The sequence below is a fragment of the Paenibacillus rhizosphaerae genome, assembly GCF_014192015.1.
GTDB lineage: Bacteria > Bacillota > Bacilli > Paenibacillales > Paenibacillaceae > Paenibacillus_AQ > Paenibacillus_AQ rhizosphaerae.
In genome coordinates this window covers 1,012,538-1,028,503 of the sequence record NZ_JACHXJ010000001.1, presented here as the reverse complement: position 1 = coordinate 1,028,503, position 15,966 = coordinate 1,012,538, and the positions used below count along the sequence as shown (strand labels likewise).

The window sequence follows — 15,966 nt, the reverse complement described above, 5'->3', positions numbered from 1 at the left end:
GGTCAGCGGCAGCAATCGGAGCAGCATACCGCCGTCCCCGTCTGGCCCTGCCGGTTTTTCCGTCCCGGCTCATCCATGATGATGTACAGCTGACGGAAGCCGACCCGTTTCAAGAACCTGGCCGCCTGTTTGCTCTGCCGGTTGCTGCCGCCCAAAATCACAACCGGCTCGGAGGTGGACAGTTCCTTTTTCCAAAGATACGGCAGCCGGCCGAGAGAAATATTCACCGTGCCGTTCTCATGCTCCCGCAAATAATCCACCGGATCTCTCACGTCCAGCATTTTGATGTCTTCCTGATCCCTGGCGATGACCTTCAAATCGTCGGGACGGATGGGCGTAAGACCATGGACAGGCAGGATATTCCGGAGCAGCCATATTCCAATGACGATAACGGCTGCCAGCAACAACCAAATCATCCGCTTTCCTCCCTGGTTATATTGTAGCGAGGGATCATGTCCTTAGCCGCTTCACAGCAGCACAGTGATGCCATACAGCAAAATGATGCGAATCGGACATGCATTCATTAACATTTTCTATAAGCCATTAACAAATTTGATTATAACCCCGGGGAGGAAATTGTCAATGCGGGATGTGAGCTAAACCCAGTATATTTATGGTCCGTATACTTCAAACTCCCAAATGGAATAACCATATTGCGTCGCTCTTTCCAGGCCATACATTCTGATGTATCGGGAGTTCGTCTCCTCAAAACTGATGGTTTCAAGACCTCCTTTACCTTCGGTCGTGCTGTATACGTCTCTCCAGTTCTCTTCGGAGGACGGATCGTCAGCCACTTGGATTTTATAGCTTTTTCCATAGGCGGCTTCCCAATACAGCCTCACTTCATGGATCGGTTTGCTTTCCCCCAAATCCACGTAGATCCAACCCGGGTCCACCCCGCGTTTGGTTCCAAACCGAGTGGACATGTTCCCGTCGGTAGCGTAAGGAGCGGTGTCCACCGTTCCGTCGTTCGACGATCCGACAGCAGGTCGGCCCAGGGCCAGATTGGTCCGGGGAACCGGTTCCTCGTGCTGTACCGGCAGAATCGTCACGTCGCTGAAATAATCTTTGCTCAGAAAGTTCATCTCTTGAAGCGTGGCGGCGGGCGTGCTGCTTCCTGGCATATACACGTTCTCGAACAGCAAGCCGGTCATCATGGCTCCATCCTGCCCGTTGATTTTGGCGAAGCTTTCCCCCGCGTCGCGGACCGTTATGTCCTTTACAGTGACGCCGTTGATCGGCCCCACGCCAAGATTCCCTCCGTTAACAGTGAACATGGTCATCCATGCACTATTGTCCTCGTTTTTGCCGCTGATATCCTCGACGTCCATCCGTTCGAACTTGACGTTCTCGACCGTTCCTGTGCCGTATTTATGGTGAATGGCAAAGCCGACGGCCGCCTTGTAGACAACGCCGTCCCGGAAAGTGATGTTCCGCTGGTCCTGAAGAACGCCCTGGCCGATCTTGAATCCGTAGCATTTCGTCCAGGCCACGGCATCCTCGATTAAGACATGCTCAACGGGCTCGGGTTGACCCGGCCAAGGCACTTTGCCCGAGGCAATGTCCGTATCTTCTGCCCATGCTTTCGTAGAATACGGGTCATCCAACGAGATACCGATCGAGTGACGCACAATCACGTTTTGTGATTCCGTTACATCAATGCCGTCGTTTTCTCCCATATTCAGACTGTTCAGCATCTTTACATTGGTAAACGTCAGATCATTCGAACGAACCGGGACCACTGCCCAGGCAGACGACTCCCGGATGAGGATCCCGTCCATCGAAAATTGGGACGTCGCGATCGGAACGACCAGGTTATTGATCATTCCGGTTCCATTCGTGCTCTTGTCGTCATGGAGAGCCTGCCCGTTGCCGTCGATCGTACCTCTTCCGTAAATCCGGATGTTGGTGGAATGGAAGGCCGTCGAAATCCACCAGGTTGCGGGCCTGCCCATTGAATCTTTAAACCAATGCTCGGTATAATCGCTCGTCCTGCCCGTCCCGACGAACGTTGCGCCTGGTTCCATGTACAGTGCCGTGTTGCTCTTTAGCGTAAGATTGCCGATATAGTACGTCCCAGCCGGCACGTATACAATACCCTGAGCGCCGCCCCCTTGACAGGTCCCATACGCGCTTGCATCGTCGATGGCCTGCTGGATAGCAGCCGTTCTTTCCGCAACTTCTGTGATCTGTCCATCGGTAACCACTCCGTATGGAGCCTTTGAGATATTGAAAATCCCCTTCCCTTTCTTGTTCGGAACATCGGTTTCCGCCGGATCGGCTGCGATGACCATCCGGGTAGCCCGATTGTTTATCATAACGATTAGATACTCGTCGGTTTGTGTTGTGAAGGTCAGCGTTGTCCCGACCACTTTGTCTGCAGTAATGCCAAGCTTCTTCGGACTGATCGAGTATTCATGTACCTTGTCCGTATTTAGAATCGTAAGCTCGTACGTAACCGGACCTTTGGACATGGAGAAATGGGCATAGTCATAATCACCAAATCCCTTGACGACGGGAATCTCCACACCGTTCGCTTTGAGCGTATAGTTGAGCGATGCCGCATATCGCGCAGAGGGCGTATACTTATAGATCGTCGCTGGCGCCGTTACGCCAGTTATAACCCCCTCCATATTTTTTTCCGCTCGGACATTCGTCCCCGTCATCCATGACGAAACAACCACCATAAATATCAATAAAGCACAAAACCATTTCCTGACCTTCGCCATCGAATTCGCCTCCTTCATTTATCCGTAAGCCCTCTTAGGCGCTTCTATACGCCTGTTTATAAAGCCCCCCGTGTTACCAGCACGATCTGCGGAATATCCGGTAGCCCAAACCTGACAAAAGCATATCGCTGCGCATAAATCGGGGTGCCGGGATCGAGATCCTTGTCTGTCCATCCCGGTGTATTTTTAAAGCTGTCCGGTCCTACCTTATATACCTCGCCTTTGATATGATGATGAGGACCCAGCACATTCCGGCAGCTGCCCGTAAGTTGCAGTTCGATCCGGTTAGCCCCCGGCTGCAAATACGGCGTAATATCGGCCTCATAGGGCTCCCACACGAAAGCGCGGATCTCCTGCCCGTTGATGCTCAGACGGCTGACAATGGCATCCGGCGGTTCCCGGAACTGCCAAAGGGCCCGAAGCCAATCGCTTGGCGGCAAAACGATGGTCTGCTCCAGCGTGATGGTGCCTGCAAAAAAAGGAAATCCCTGCCCGGCCAGGTCACCGGAATAAATCTGGACGGGCTGTTCGGCTAAGAAAAATGGCCCCTCGTTAAAAACGGCACGGCGTTCGCCAAACGTCCACGGTGATGCGGAGTGAACCGAAAAATCTCCCAGCAAGTAGATGCTTTCCAGCTCCGTCTCCAGCGTGAGCTTGTTGCCTTCGGTTTCGAATTGTTCAGCGCGCTCCAACGCCCTGCTAACCTCAGCGGAATGAAGGAAGGTTGTTCTCAGACCGATCCGGTTGATCCCCTGTACCGTGAGGCCCCGGATATCCACCTTTTTAAAGGAGGTATCCATCCACCAACCTGCGGCTGCCGGTTCAAGCGGTTGACCGTTGATTGTCATCTGAAACTGTTCGGGATTTTCCATAACAAGATACATGGCCTGGTCTGCCGTTGGGCTTACCTGACTAAAGAATACGTATTCCAGTTCAACTTGAACGGAACGCCCGATTTGAAGTACATGATCCTGAACGTGAAACATCGGCACCGGGTCAGACCAATCACCGTCTTCGACTTTAAAACGGCAGATATCCAGTGTCAGGCTGTTCATGCTCTTTGCGGTGATCTTCCACGGCTCGTTCAGCCGGATTATTCCCTCTTCCTCCACTTCTCCCGACGTCTTCAAGGGCACCCGAAGCTGCTGCTTCTTCGCCGGGTCCAGCTTGATCAGCAGCGATCCTGCCGCATGCAGCGGCAAAGTCACCTGCACGCCGCCATCGATGACTTCATAGCTAACAGGCCGGACCCCCCCACTTTCCAAGTCGACCAAGGATACCTTACCTGTTCGATAAATGCGTATACGTACTTCGCCGTAGCTTCTCTCATCCGAATTGACCAAATAAAACAGAGTGGAACCGTCTAACTCCAGTTCCTGAACGTTAATCCCGTCTGATACAATAGGCGCACCCGATGGATCTGTCAGGCCGATGCTCGAAGGTGTCCTCCGGAATACGTGCTGCGCCAACGATTCCCGATTCCAGTCAGGCTTCAGTGCCTGATCAATCCATCCGCCGGCTTCCGGTAAGGGTTCTCCGCCTACCAGCCGCGGAAAAGGTTCGTAGGCCAGCACGGTGCCGCCTTCCTGAACAAATCGCTGAAGAAGCTCTGACATCGCTGTTCCGACGGTGACGGATGGTGGAACGATAACGACGCGGTATGCGGCACTCCCGATACAGAATCGCCCTCCCTGAATGGAGCCGTGACGCTCAATGATACATTCGCTTCCGTAATCATGCCCGATCAGCGATTGGCACAGCCAGCGCGACAACTGCGCAAAGGTGTCGTGGTACGGCTTGCTCGCGGAAGCATCCGTGCCCGTCTGAAGAACCCAGGCCGACCGGGCCGGGTGAAGCAGAAGTACCTCCGCCTGCCGGCTGCCCTCAGCCAGCAGCATGGACAGCCTGGCGAAATAATCATTGAACAGCCGGTAATCCGGCCACCAGGGCTGCTGATAGAAGAGCGAAGGCGGATAATCCCGTTTGCGCAGGCCTTGCAGCGAATAGCTCTGCAAATGCGGACACATGAGATTGATTCCGTGCACGAACTGCCATTCCCCGATCCGCCGAAGCTCCTGCAGGCTGACGTTCCAGCCCGAGCATCCGAAGCTTTCCGTGATCGCTTGACTTTTACCCAGCTGCCTTGCGACTGAGCTCACCTGCTTCGGAACGATCGGATCTTCGCCGACGAATCGCCCCAGCCAGTCACAGCCGGGAATTTGCAGGTATTCGTAGAAGGACAGCGGGTCGCCGACCGCGGTCACCTGATCCATCAGCGTCTGCTCATCCACGACATGTCCCGTAGCGGACCAGCCCTTGCTCCCGCACCACTCGCCGATTTGCTTGGCATAGGCTTCCGTGAACATGTCCGTAACACAATGCCAGTAGTCGTACCTGACCTTACGGCAGCCTTCCGTTTCCATAAATAAGGCAGGCAGGTGGGCAAGAAGGGAGTAGCCGATCCTTTGCTCAAAAACAACAGCCAGCTCGAACGACCACGGCAGCTGCCGGCGGGCGAACTGCGGTTCATCGGTAAATACGCCTCGGATCGCCGACCTGTACGATTCCCCGAACCGCTCCCAGTAAGCGTCATAAATCTCTCGTATAAAAGCGCCGACCGCCTGCTTGCTCAGCGTATCAATATAACAGGGGTTGACTTCGTAATACACACGGATGTCCGCTTTGTCGAGCTCATCCGTGCCAAGAAGGCGGAATCCTTGATCCGTCCGCTTGTATAGCGCAATCGTGCCCTCGGTCCCGCGATCAAACGGAGCGTATTCAACAGCCAGTCTCTTTTGCTGGTACGCCAATCCCAGCGCGGGAATTTTGCCGTCTCCAAATCCGCTTGGCCAGCCGTTCTCATCGTAGAGCCAAGGCTCCATGCCAAGCTCTCGGCCCTTCTCGATGCAGACGCGGACCGCTTCCATCCATTCATCCCCCATGTAAGGCGTCTGAAGGCCGCCCCGGGCGTGCATAAAAAAACCTCCGATGCCGGCGCGATGCATCTCCTCGATCTGCCGAATGAGTTCCTCCTGATCCAGCTTGTCATTCCAGGACCACAGCGGCACCGGACGGTACTGGGACGGCGGGTCCTCCAACTGCTCCCATACTGTCACATTCCATCCCTCCTCTTAGCTGTCCAGGCATAATTTCAACAGATCATCGATATGGGCGGAAGCCAGACATTCCACCGTATCTGCCGCACCGTAATATATTTTCACTTCGCCATCATCCTCCAGCACCATGCCTCCCGGAAAAATCACGTTGTTGCGGAACCCCCCGTCGGTCTCATATTCGGATTCGGGGGCAAGCAGCGGTTCACGGTACATGCCGGCAATCTTCTTTGGATTCTCTAAATCAAGCAGCATGAGCCCCGCCGTGTAGCGCTTCTTCCACGCGTCCTCCCATCCATTTTTGCCTCGCGCCGGATCGATGTCTACCGCATGGAACGTCGTAAGCCACCCTTTCGCCGTTTTGATCGGCGGTGCAGCCGGGCCGATCTTGTCGTTGGCAAAAGGGACCTGCTCGACTGCCAGCAGCAGATCGGAATTGCCCCAATATTTGAGGTCGGGCGATTCGGAAATCCACATGTCGAACCGGTCGACCCCGCCCCGGCTGTACACGGTGAACGGCCGCTCCAACCGGACATAGTTGCCCCTGATTTTCTCCGGAAACAGCACCATGTTGCGCAGATCCGGCGTGGACAGGCTCAGAATTTCAAAATCGATGAAATCGTCCGTGACGGCAATCCCGCCGCGGATGCCGTGATGGGTATCGACAGCAAAGCACATGTAACAGCGCCCGTCGATCACCGTCAGACGCGGATCGTAGGCTCTTACGATTTCCTCGTCGTGAAGTTTAAAGCACGGCTTTGGCTGCACGTCCCAGTGGATGCCGTCGCTGCTGAACGCGACGCCGAGATCCGTTGTGTGATGCGGCTCGAGCGTCTGCTCCTCCGGCGATCCGTAATCATTGCGGAAAACCATGACGTACCGTCCATTAAACTTGGTGACACCGGCATTAAAGACCAGCGCCGTCGGGTAGGGCACGCGCGCTGCATCCAGAACAGGATTCAGCGGGTGGCGCCGGATGACGAAACTGGATGAGAGCTTTCCTATAATCGGCATACGTAAACTCATATTGAATACAACCTCCTTGATTCAATTGGCGCCGTTATCCCTTCAGGGAGCCGGCGGTCATCTTCATAAACGACTTGTTGGCAAACAGATAGACGACGAGGATCGGCAGGATCGACAAACAGGCTCCCGCCATCATATAGTGCGTCTGCGATGCTGCCGAGACGCCGTATTTCAGGTTCGCGAGTCCAACGGTCAGCGTTTGAAGCTCCGGCTTGCTCAGCGTAAACACGAACGGCAGGAGGTACTCATTCCAGGCCCCGCGGAAAGCGAACAGCGCGCAAACGCCCAGCCCTGGCGTAAGCAGGGGCAGGACGATCGTCCAGAACGTCCGCCCCCGCGAGCAGCCGTCGATCCGGGCCGCTTCGTCCAGCTCCTTGGGGATGCCGGTCATAAAGCTCTGCAGGATGAAAAAGGCCGACGCGTGCGCGCTGATCAGGATTAGGACGACTCCCCACAGCGTATTGTGTAAGTGCAGCTTAATCATCAGCTCAAACTGCGGACGCAGCACCACCGCGCCGATGGCGACGAACATCGTAAACGCCTGCATGCCCACATAAGCTTTTTTACCTGGGAACTCCATCCGGTTGACGACGTAGGCGGCCATCGAGGAAACGAACAAAATGCCGATGGTCGAAGTGACGGCAACGAAGAGGCTGTTCACCGTGTAGGTCGAAAAGTTGGCCTGCTTCCACGCCTCGGCATAATTGCTGAACTGCCAAATCGTCGGCATGACCGTTGCGCCTGCGGTCAGCTCGGCATTGGTCTTGAACGATCCCAATATCGTGATGAGCACCGGGAATAGCGTCAGGAACGCGACCAGCAGCAAAAACACCCACATCACGGCTCTCGATGCGATTTTCATGAACGCGTCCCTCCTATTCGTATTGGCTCATCCGCTTGGAGCCGTAGAAATAAAGAATCGTAATCAGGCCGACGATGACGGCCGTGACGAAAGCGACCGCACTGCCATATCCCATCTCCTGGATCTGGGTCGCGGCACCCGATCCGGCTGTCGGGAAGAACAGCTTATAAACGTACAGAAACATGACGTTGGTTTTTCCCACGGGACCTCCGTCCGTCATGACCATAATGCTCTCGTAGCCTTTGAGCGCATTGATGATGGCCAGCATAATGATCATCTGCATGACCGGTCCCAGCATTGGAATGGTAATATAACGAAACTGCTGGAGTTTATTCGCTCCATCCAGGGCGGAGCTCTCATACACGTCCTCGGGAATATTCTGCAGACCGGCCAGAAACAGCAGCATATAATTGCCAACGGCTCCCCATACCGCCACCAGGATGACCGTCAGCATGGAGTAGTCGACGCCCAGCCAGTCCACAGCGCTGCCAATCAGTTTATATTTCATCAGAAATTGGTTCAGGATGCCGTTGTACGAATTGAAGATGGTGAAGAATACGACGGCCATGACGGCCGTGCTGATGATCGTCGGCATAAAAATAATGGCGCGAAGCAAGTTTCTGCCCCGGATCCTCTGATTTAACAGAACGGCCAGAATGAGGGCAAGCGGAATCGAAAGCACCAGCTTGCCGCCGGCATACACGAACGTATTCACGACGGAATTCCAGAACTCATGATCCTTGAGCACGCGGGTAAAGTTATCGAGGCCGATGAATTTTTCGGCTCCGTAACCTTTGTAGTCATAGAACATATATCGCATGGCCCAAGCAATCGGATAGATGCCAAGAACCACCGTGAGAATAAAGCTCGGCAGGATATAGCTGTAAGAAAAGGCAAGGTTCTTCGCTTTATTCATCTTCTCTCACTCCTTGTGATCTCTATCGTCCGGATAGGAAAGGGATGGGGCTTCCCCCATCCCGCCGGACGTTTGTTTATTTGGTGTATTGTCCGGCTAACTTCGCAGGGTCGAAATCCGGCATCGGTTCGGCCTTGACTTCCCCGCTGGCTTTGGCGGCATCGAGCGCCGAATTATACCGTTGATTCAGATCCGCTGTGATGGCGTCCAGGTCCCCTCCACTGACGATGTACTTAAAGAAGGCGTCGTCTGACTTGGTGCCTTGAACCGCTACAGTGGGAGCGACCGGCCAAACGCCGTCGTATTTGTTCGGCAGGAAACCTTCAATGCCCTTAACGCTTGGCGTAGCTGCAGCCTCGCTTACGGACGGCACCATGGCGATGCCAAAGCCCTTCTCCTGATACTGCTTGAGCGTTGAATCGTTGTACATGTACTGCATGAATTTCCAAGCTGCTTCCTTTTCTTGGGTCTTGGAACTGATGGCTAGCCACTGGCCGCCAAGGAAACCGGAAGCTCCTTTGAAGCTGCCGTCGATGGATGGAGCGGGTGCAGCTGCCCAGTCGATCTTCGCCGGGAACTGGGACTGGTACACGCCGGCTTCCGCCGAGAACGACAGATACATGCCGATTTTCCCTTCGGCAAACTGTGCCCGCAGCGGATCGATGTCTAGGGATTCAACGCCGGGCAGCATGCTGCCGTCATCCTTGATTTGCTTGAACGCCTCGATGATCGGTTTAAATGGACTGAAGTCATAACGCGCCGTTTTGAAGTCGTAACCGAAACCGCCATAACCGCTGACTTCGGCGATAACCCGTGCGGAGCGTCCCAGCGCACTCGCCGGGCTCTTGAAGTTCTGCGCGAAACCGTATGCTCCGCTGCCCTTGCCGACCTCGGTGATCTTCTTGGCGTCCGCGACGAGCTCATCCAGCGTGGTCGGCGGACTGGCGATACCCGCCTTTTCAAAGAGCTCCTTGTTATAGATCAGCCGCATCGTCGTGCCGTAGTTCGGCAGGCTGTAGCGTTTGCCGTCAAAGCTGTTCAGGTTATCCATAAGCGGAAACTTTTCCTTCAGCTCATCCGTCATGAACTCGTCGATCGGCGCCAAGAAGCCTTTCTTGTAGAACGTCTGAATCGTGTTTTCCTTGACGCGGATCACATCAGGCGCTTCCGAAGTCTGGAATGACATATCGAGGGCCTGGTCGAAGTCATCGCCCTTGATGACCAGCTCCACTTCGATGTGATCCGGATTCGTTTGGTTATACTCGTCGACCAGCTCCTTGATATACTCGGAGTCATGGCGGTCACCGGTCCAGTATGTAATTTTCGTCTTCGCACCGGAGGATCCGGACTCCGGATTGGACGATTCCTTGCTTCCGCAGGCCGATATACCTCCGATGATGGCCACACACAAAGCTGCGGTCCACAGTTTTTTCTTCATGGTTTGACCTCCCTTTTCTTCTGTCCGGACTGTTCTTCTTCATTATAAAATCACGCGGGTTCCTGCATAATGCGGGTAACCACACATTCAGGGCAGGTTTTCCCCACACCCTTAGCAGCACAACAGCCCTGCTTTCATCTATGGCAAGAAAGCAGGGCTGTTCATCTGTTAAGTAGGTATGATGGATCGTGCTCTAGGTCATGTCCACCGGAGGTTCGATCTTCCCCGTGCTGTACAATTTAAACTCGGACGGGGTCATGTTCGTATGCTTCTTAAAAATTTCGCTGAAATACCGGCGGTGCTCGTAGCCCAGCGCCTGCGCGATTTCCTGAACCTGATATCCGCCGATCAGCATTTCCTTGGCTTTTTCCATCCGCTGGTGAATCAGGAACTGCTGAAAGGAGATGCCGATCACCTTTTTAAACAGGTTGGAAAAATATCCGGGGCTGATATTAAACTGTTTCGAGCAGTGTTCCAGCGAGAGATTCAGGTGAAGGTTGGCGCAGATATAATCCTTGGCCCGATAGATCAGCTTCGTCGGCTCGTCCGAGCGTTCCCGTTCGATCCAAGAGCAGGCCTCCAGGCAGATATCCTTTACCGATTCCTTCATGATCTGGAAAGAGGAGTGATCCGCGTCCGAGACCGCACGCCACATCTCTTCCAGCCGGCTTACCCGCTCCTGCGGGAACAGCTCCAGCATCGTCCGGCACATTTTCGATACGAGCTCAAAACATAAATTTTGCACATAACGGGGCTCCGGCAGCGGATCACACTGCAGCAATCCATTGAAAATCTGCTCCAGAATCAAGCGGCATTTATCCGCGTTGCCCGACTGCAGGGCGAACAGAAACTCCTGTTCCGTCGCTGCGGAATAGTTCGGCAGAACCTGTCTCTGCTCAGGAAGGGACATGCGATGGTAGCTGTTGATGCCGTTTCCTTCGGTATAAAAGTGGTAGGCAAGGGCGCTGGCTGCCTGATTGTACGCCATCGGCAGCTCTTCAATTGTTGCCACCCCCTGCCCAAGACCGATGGAAACCGTGGAGCAGGTGAATTGGAAAATATTATGACGGCATGCCTCCGAAACCTGTTCCGCAAGCAAATGGTCCGAACCGTTGATCAGACAGACAAAGCGGTTTACCGCCTCACTGAACACCACGCCTTTAGTGAAAGTAAGGATGGTCTCCTCGAGAATATTCCGGAGGCTGAACCGAATCAGCTCTACCTCGCGTGCCGGCTGTGAACGGTACTTATCTATGAAATGGTCCAGCTCCACGATGAACAATTGAAAATGTGCCGGCTCCAAACGGATGCCCAGCCGGTCCCATTGACGCAAGGCCGCCTCCGTGCTTACAGGATGCTTAATCAGAAGAGACAAGTATTCCTGCTGCAGGATAGGAATGCCCTTCCGCATATCCCGCTCCAGCTCCAGCCTTTTCGACTGCTCCAGCCGCTCCATGTCCGAGGCCGCCTTGGCTTTCAGCACCACGCTGACGATTTCATCGATAGAAAACGGCTTCTTGACGAAGTCGAATGCGCCCAGGTGAATCGCCTGGCGGGTATAAGAAAAATCCGTATAAGCGCTTAAAATGACGATTTTCGTGGATGGCGCGCTTTCCAAAATCGTCCGGGTCATGGCCAGCCCATCCATTTTCGGCATCCGGATATCCGTCAGAACGATGTCGGGCTTCGTCTCCTTTACCATTCTTACGCCTTCTTCTCCGTCAAGGGCCGTTCCTGCCACTTCGATCTGATGATCCGTCCACCTCGGCTTTTTAGAAATCATGTCAACGACGCTCTTGATATCGTCAATTATGCACAGCTTGGTCATCGTTTGCTCCCTCATTCAATCCACCTTCCCCTGATGTCACCGGTATCCACAAGTCGGTTCTTGAGCCCTTGCCGGGCGTGCTGGTCAAGACCATCCTTGCCTCTTCTCCGTAAAAAAGGCTCAGCCGGTGTTTAATGTTCTTCAGCGCATAACCTTTCTTCGATGAAGTCGGCGACAGCAATGCCTGCTCCACCTTGTCTACGTCCATCCCTTTGCCGTTATCTTCGATCGTCAGGTGAAGCCGGTCCCCCTCCCTGCTCGCAATGATCCGAATTTCCCCACCGAAGGTGAAATCCTCGAAGCCGTGCTGAATGCTGTTCTCTACGATGGGTTGAAGCAGGATTTTAGGAAGAGGACAGCTCAGAAGTTCTTCATCGGTTACGGTGGCTTCGTAACGAAACAGCCCTTCATAACATTTCTGTTGAATGGCGCAGTACTGCTGAACATGGGACAATTCCTCCTCAAGCGAATTCCAATCCTTCCCCCCGCTTAAGCCGATCTGGAACATTTGGGATAAAGCCATGATCATGTCATTAACGTCGTCATTCTCGCCCAAGACCGATTTGCAATAAATCGTATTTAACGTGTTATATAGAAAATGCGGCTCCATTTGGGCCGTTAGCGCCCGCATTTCCGCTTTGAGCTTTCCCGCCTCGCTTTCTCTTACGTCGTCGATCAGCCGGTTGATCTCGTCGAGCATCCGGTTAAATTGATATCCCACTTGGGCGACCTCATCATCAGAACGGCTGGAGAACCGGACGTTCAGGCGATTGTCCTCCACCTCCCGCATCAGTCTTTGCAGCTTGAACAGCGGGAGCAGAAGCAGCGAGGTCAGCTTGCCCGACAGGAGCCAAGACAGGAGCAGGAAGACCGCCATAATCAGCATGGTCGTCCGCTTGACGCCGTTCATTTGTGCCAGCAGCCTGTCCTTTTGCTGAATCCCGAACAGACGCCAGTCCGGTACCATGGAGGACTTCGTGTAATTGACCAGGTAATCGGTCTGACCGAATTTGTGGAAAAAGAATCCTTGACTGCTCTCGGAAATGCTGCGCAGAAACGGCTCATCTTGGTTCAGCGGATGCTGCAGGGACCAGGCCGTTTGGATGACCTCCTCCCCTCCGGAGTCCACGATAAAGTAATCGTCATCGTCATTTGCGGTATGCTTGTTCACCGTGTTGATCAGGCCGTTCTCATTGACGTTGACCACTACAAAAACATTCGTGCTGGTTATGTTTCCTTGCGTGCCCTTTGTCATGAAGGAGACGACCCTGCTGTTTCCCGTAAAGAACTTGTCGGTATGACCCTTCACCCACAGTCCGCCGTCGTTGTCTTTGATATCGTAATAAAAATTCGATTCGTAAAAGGACTGGGTCTGGGAACGCCGCTGCGATACGGGGTAAAAATCGCCGATCGGCGTGGCGATCAGGATGCTTTCGATCAGCGGCTCGTTAAACGTGACCTGGGACAGCACATACTGCAGTTCCGACAGGTGCACGTAATAATTCGCGATCGTATTGCTCTGGACATCCAGCATCATCTGTTTAAAGGCATCACTGAGCATCAGCGACCGCACCGAAGTCGAGATGCTGTAGAGCTTATCGTCCAGAATCTGGGCCGTTTTATTTACCGTCTCCTGGCTGGACGCAAACGCATTCTTCTGCAGCTCTCTTGCTGCAATCCCATAGGCTGCGATACCGACCGTTCCGACTGCAAGCGTTATCATCACAATAAAGGCCAAACGGACCCTCTGTTTGAAGGAGACCCTATACATCCTCTGTTTGATCCGGTCCGTCCACTGGATAGTCATAGCTTGATCTCCCCTGCTTTCCATGAGTTCCAACCCTTAAATCTTTGGATTCACATATATTAATATCAATTGGCCATGACGACAAGCGCCTGCTATTTTCCCTTTCTATAATATAAAGGGGCACGTCCCGTAACCGATTTAAACACCCGGCCAAAATGCGTAACGCTCCCGAACCCCACCTTCTTGGCGATGAAATGGACTTTCAAAGTCGTCTGCTCGAGCAGATGTTTGGCTTCCTTGATCCTGACGCTGTTTACATACTCCACAAAGGTAAAGCCTGTTGCTACCTTAAAAAACCTGCTCAAATAATATGGGCTGGTGTAAAACCTTTCAGCTAACCCCTGAAGCGACAGCTCCTGCATATAATGCTGGTTAATATAATGGACGACTTCCGAGATCCGTTCATGCATGGGGCTTGGAGCTTCCGGTCTCTCCGGATGATCTTGGCCCGCATGCCTACAGCAGAGGATAAGCAGCTGCAGCACCAAGGCCTGCGCATACATGTCGAAGCCCGGTCGTTGATCCTGCACTTCCTGGATCATGCCCCGTGAAATCGCCTCGATGGAAGCACGGCTATAGGGGGAACATTTTATAATGAGGTATTCGTGATCGAACAGCGGCTGCAATATGTCTTTATACGCTCCGTTCAGCGCCATAAAGCATTCATGGATGTTGACGACGAGACGTTCATGCTTGGGCATCGCCGCATTGGTCGTACGATGCAAAATGTTGGGAGGAATGATGACGACATCCCCTTCGCTGACCACCAGCGTCCGGTCCTTAATGAAAAATTCGCGGCTGCCCGACATCAAATAATAAACTTCGTATGTACTGTGAAAATGGCTGGACGGCATATGATGGCTTAACGCCTTCCGGTAGGACACCGAGAAGGTCCCCTCTGCGTTTTCATAGTTAACCTCACTCATTTTAAAACCAACCTCCCCACCGGTTTGCCTATATTATACGCTCCTTCCGAATTGGCGCAAGATATAAGAAGAATTTGCGTATCCGAGCAAAAACCGTACATTTTCCTGTGCTAATCTAGGCATAAGCACAAAGAGGAGGAATGAGACCGTGAACACGTCGGAACTTCAATTCAAGCAGCAACAGCAGGAGGAAAGAACGCCTATTCAATGGGCCGAACAAGCCTGCGAAGCATTGATGGCCAAATTCGAACCCGAAGAGCTTCCGCCGGACCGTTTCCACTACCACCAGGGGGTCTTTCTCTCTGGCATGGAAAAATGCTGGAGACAAACCGGAAAAGATCAATATTTTAACTACATTAAACGCTGGGTGGACAGTCAGGTTGTTGCGGATGGCAGTATCAAAAAGTACAACCCCGATGAGCTGGATGATATTCAGCCGGGCGTGCTTCTTTTCAACTTGTTTGAACAAACGGGGGACGAACGCTACAAACAAGCACTGCACACGCTTGTACCGCTGCTGAAATCATGGAGAACCAACCCGTCGGGCGGATTCTGGCACAAGGGGCACTGCCCGAATCAAATGTGGCTGGACGGCTTATACATGGCTGGGCCGATCGCCGTTCAGTTCGGCAAGACGTTCGGCGACAGCGAATATTTTGACATGATGGCCTATCAGGCGATCCTGATGGCGAAGCATACCAAGGACCCGGACACCGGACTCATGTACCACGGATGGGATGAAACCAAAGAAGCGGCCTGGGCCGATCCGGAGACGGGACTCGCCCCGGAATTCTGGGGACGCGCCATCGGCTGGTATCCCGTCGCCCTGCTGGAAATGTTCGAGCACCTGCCTGAGGATCATAAAGACAAAGCCGCGTTAACCGGAATCCTGCAGGACCTGCTTGTTGCCTTACCGAATTACCAGGATGCCGCCTCAGGCTTATGGTACCAGGTTGTCGACAAGGGCGACCGTCCGGACAACTGGCTGGAAAGCTCCTGTACCGCCCTGTATGTACACGCCATCGCCAAAGCGGTCCGGTTCGGCTACTTGGACGAAAGTTATCTTGAGTACGCCTGGAAGGGATACCAAGGTGTCATCGACACGCTGAAATTTGACGAGAACGGCCGCGTCATCATCGGCCAAATATGCATTGGCACAGGGATTGGCGACTACGCCCACTATATTGCCCGTCCTACGAGCGAGAACGATCTCCACGGCGCCGGCGCCTTTATTCTGATGTGCGCGGAAATGAATTTGGCGAAGAAAGCAGGCTGAAGGCAAACCACAAGCAAGCCGATCCCGCGACCGATCGCTGAGTCC

The 15,966-nt window shown here is 53.6% G+C and carries 11 protein-coding genes; 1 reads left to right on the top strand and 10 read right to left on the bottom strand.

Going from position 1 to position 15,966, the window contains the following annotated elements; all coding sequences use genetic code 11:
- Positions 1-2 precede the first annotated feature (2 nt).
- The 10 genes from FHS19_RS04455 to FHS19_RS04410 form a co-directional block, all read right to left on the bottom strand.
- A complete protein-coding gene (locus FHS19_RS04455) occupies positions 3-416 on the bottom strand; it encodes a rhodanese-like domain-containing protein (protein ID WP_183579159.1) in 414 nt (137 codons plus the stop codon).
- Positions 417-611: 195 nt separating this feature from the next.
- Positions 612-2,729 carry a galactose-binding domain-containing protein gene (locus FHS19_RS04450; protein ID WP_183579156.1) on the bottom strand — a complete coding sequence of 706 codons (2,118 nt, stop codon included), beginning with the start codon at positions 2,727-2,729 and terminating at the stop codon, positions 612-614.
- Positions 2,730-2,785: 56 nt separating this feature from the next.
- Positions 2,786-5,845: a glycosyl hydrolase gene (locus tag FHS19_RS04445; RefSeq protein WP_183579152.1), complete on the bottom strand. Its 3,060-nt coding sequence runs from the start codon at positions 5,843-5,845 to the stop codon at positions 2,786-2,788.
- A 15-nt stretch (positions 5,846-5,860) separates the two neighbouring features.
- Positions 5,861-6,868, bottom strand: coding sequence for a glycoside hydrolase family 130 protein (locus FHS19_RS04440; RefSeq protein WP_183579149.1), 1,008 nt, complete (start codon positions 6,866-6,868; stop codon positions 5,861-5,863).
- A 34-nt stretch (positions 6,869-6,902) separates the two neighbouring features.
- Positions 6,903-7,730 (bottom strand): carbohydrate ABC transporter permease, encoded by an 828-nt coding sequence (locus tag FHS19_RS04435; protein ID WP_183579146.1) that lies wholly within the window; start codon positions 7,728-7,730, stop codon positions 6,903-6,905.
- 13 nt (positions 7,731-7,743) lie between these two features.
- Entirely contained in the window at positions 7,744-8,646 is a 903-nt protein-coding gene (locus FHS19_RS04430; protein ID WP_183579142.1) for a carbohydrate ABC transporter permease, read from the bottom strand.
- A 76-nt stretch (positions 8,647-8,722) separates the two neighbouring features.
- Positions 8,723-10,084 carry an ABC transporter substrate-binding protein gene (locus tag FHS19_RS04425; RefSeq protein ID WP_183579139.1) on the bottom strand — a complete coding sequence of 454 codons (1,362 nt, stop codon included), beginning with the start codon at positions 10,082-10,084 and terminating at the stop codon, positions 8,723-8,725.
- Between the two features lie 193 nt (positions 10,085-10,277).
- The gene (locus FHS19_RS04420; RefSeq protein ID WP_183579136.1) at positions 10,278-11,927 is read right to left on the bottom strand and encodes a response regulator; all 1,650 of its coding nucleotides are present in this window, start codon (positions 11,925-11,927) and stop codon (positions 10,278-10,280) included.
- Positions 11,890-13,719 (bottom strand): sensor histidine kinase, encoded by a 1,830-nt coding sequence (locus tag FHS19_RS04415; protein ID WP_183579133.1) that lies wholly within the window; start codon positions 13,717-13,719, stop codon positions 11,890-11,892. The genes FHS19_RS04420 and FHS19_RS04415 overlap by 38 nt, the downstream gene beginning before the upstream one ends.
- A gap of 92 nt (positions 13,720-13,811) precedes the next feature.
- Positions 13,812-14,645, bottom strand: a complete 834-nt coding sequence (locus tag FHS19_RS04410; protein WP_183579130.1) for an AraC family transcriptional regulator — start codon at positions 14,643-14,645, stop codon at positions 13,812-13,814.
- A 148-nt stretch (positions 14,646-14,793) separates the two neighbouring features.
- Between FHS19_RS04410 and FHS19_RS04405 the strand changes: the two genes are divergently transcribed.
- Positions 14,794-15,921: a glycoside hydrolase family 88/105 protein gene (locus FHS19_RS04405; RefSeq protein ID WP_312887144.1), complete on the top strand. Its 1,128-nt coding sequence runs from the start codon at positions 14,794-14,796 to the stop codon at positions 15,919-15,921.
- The last annotated feature ends 45 nt before the right edge of the window (positions 15,922-15,966 follow it).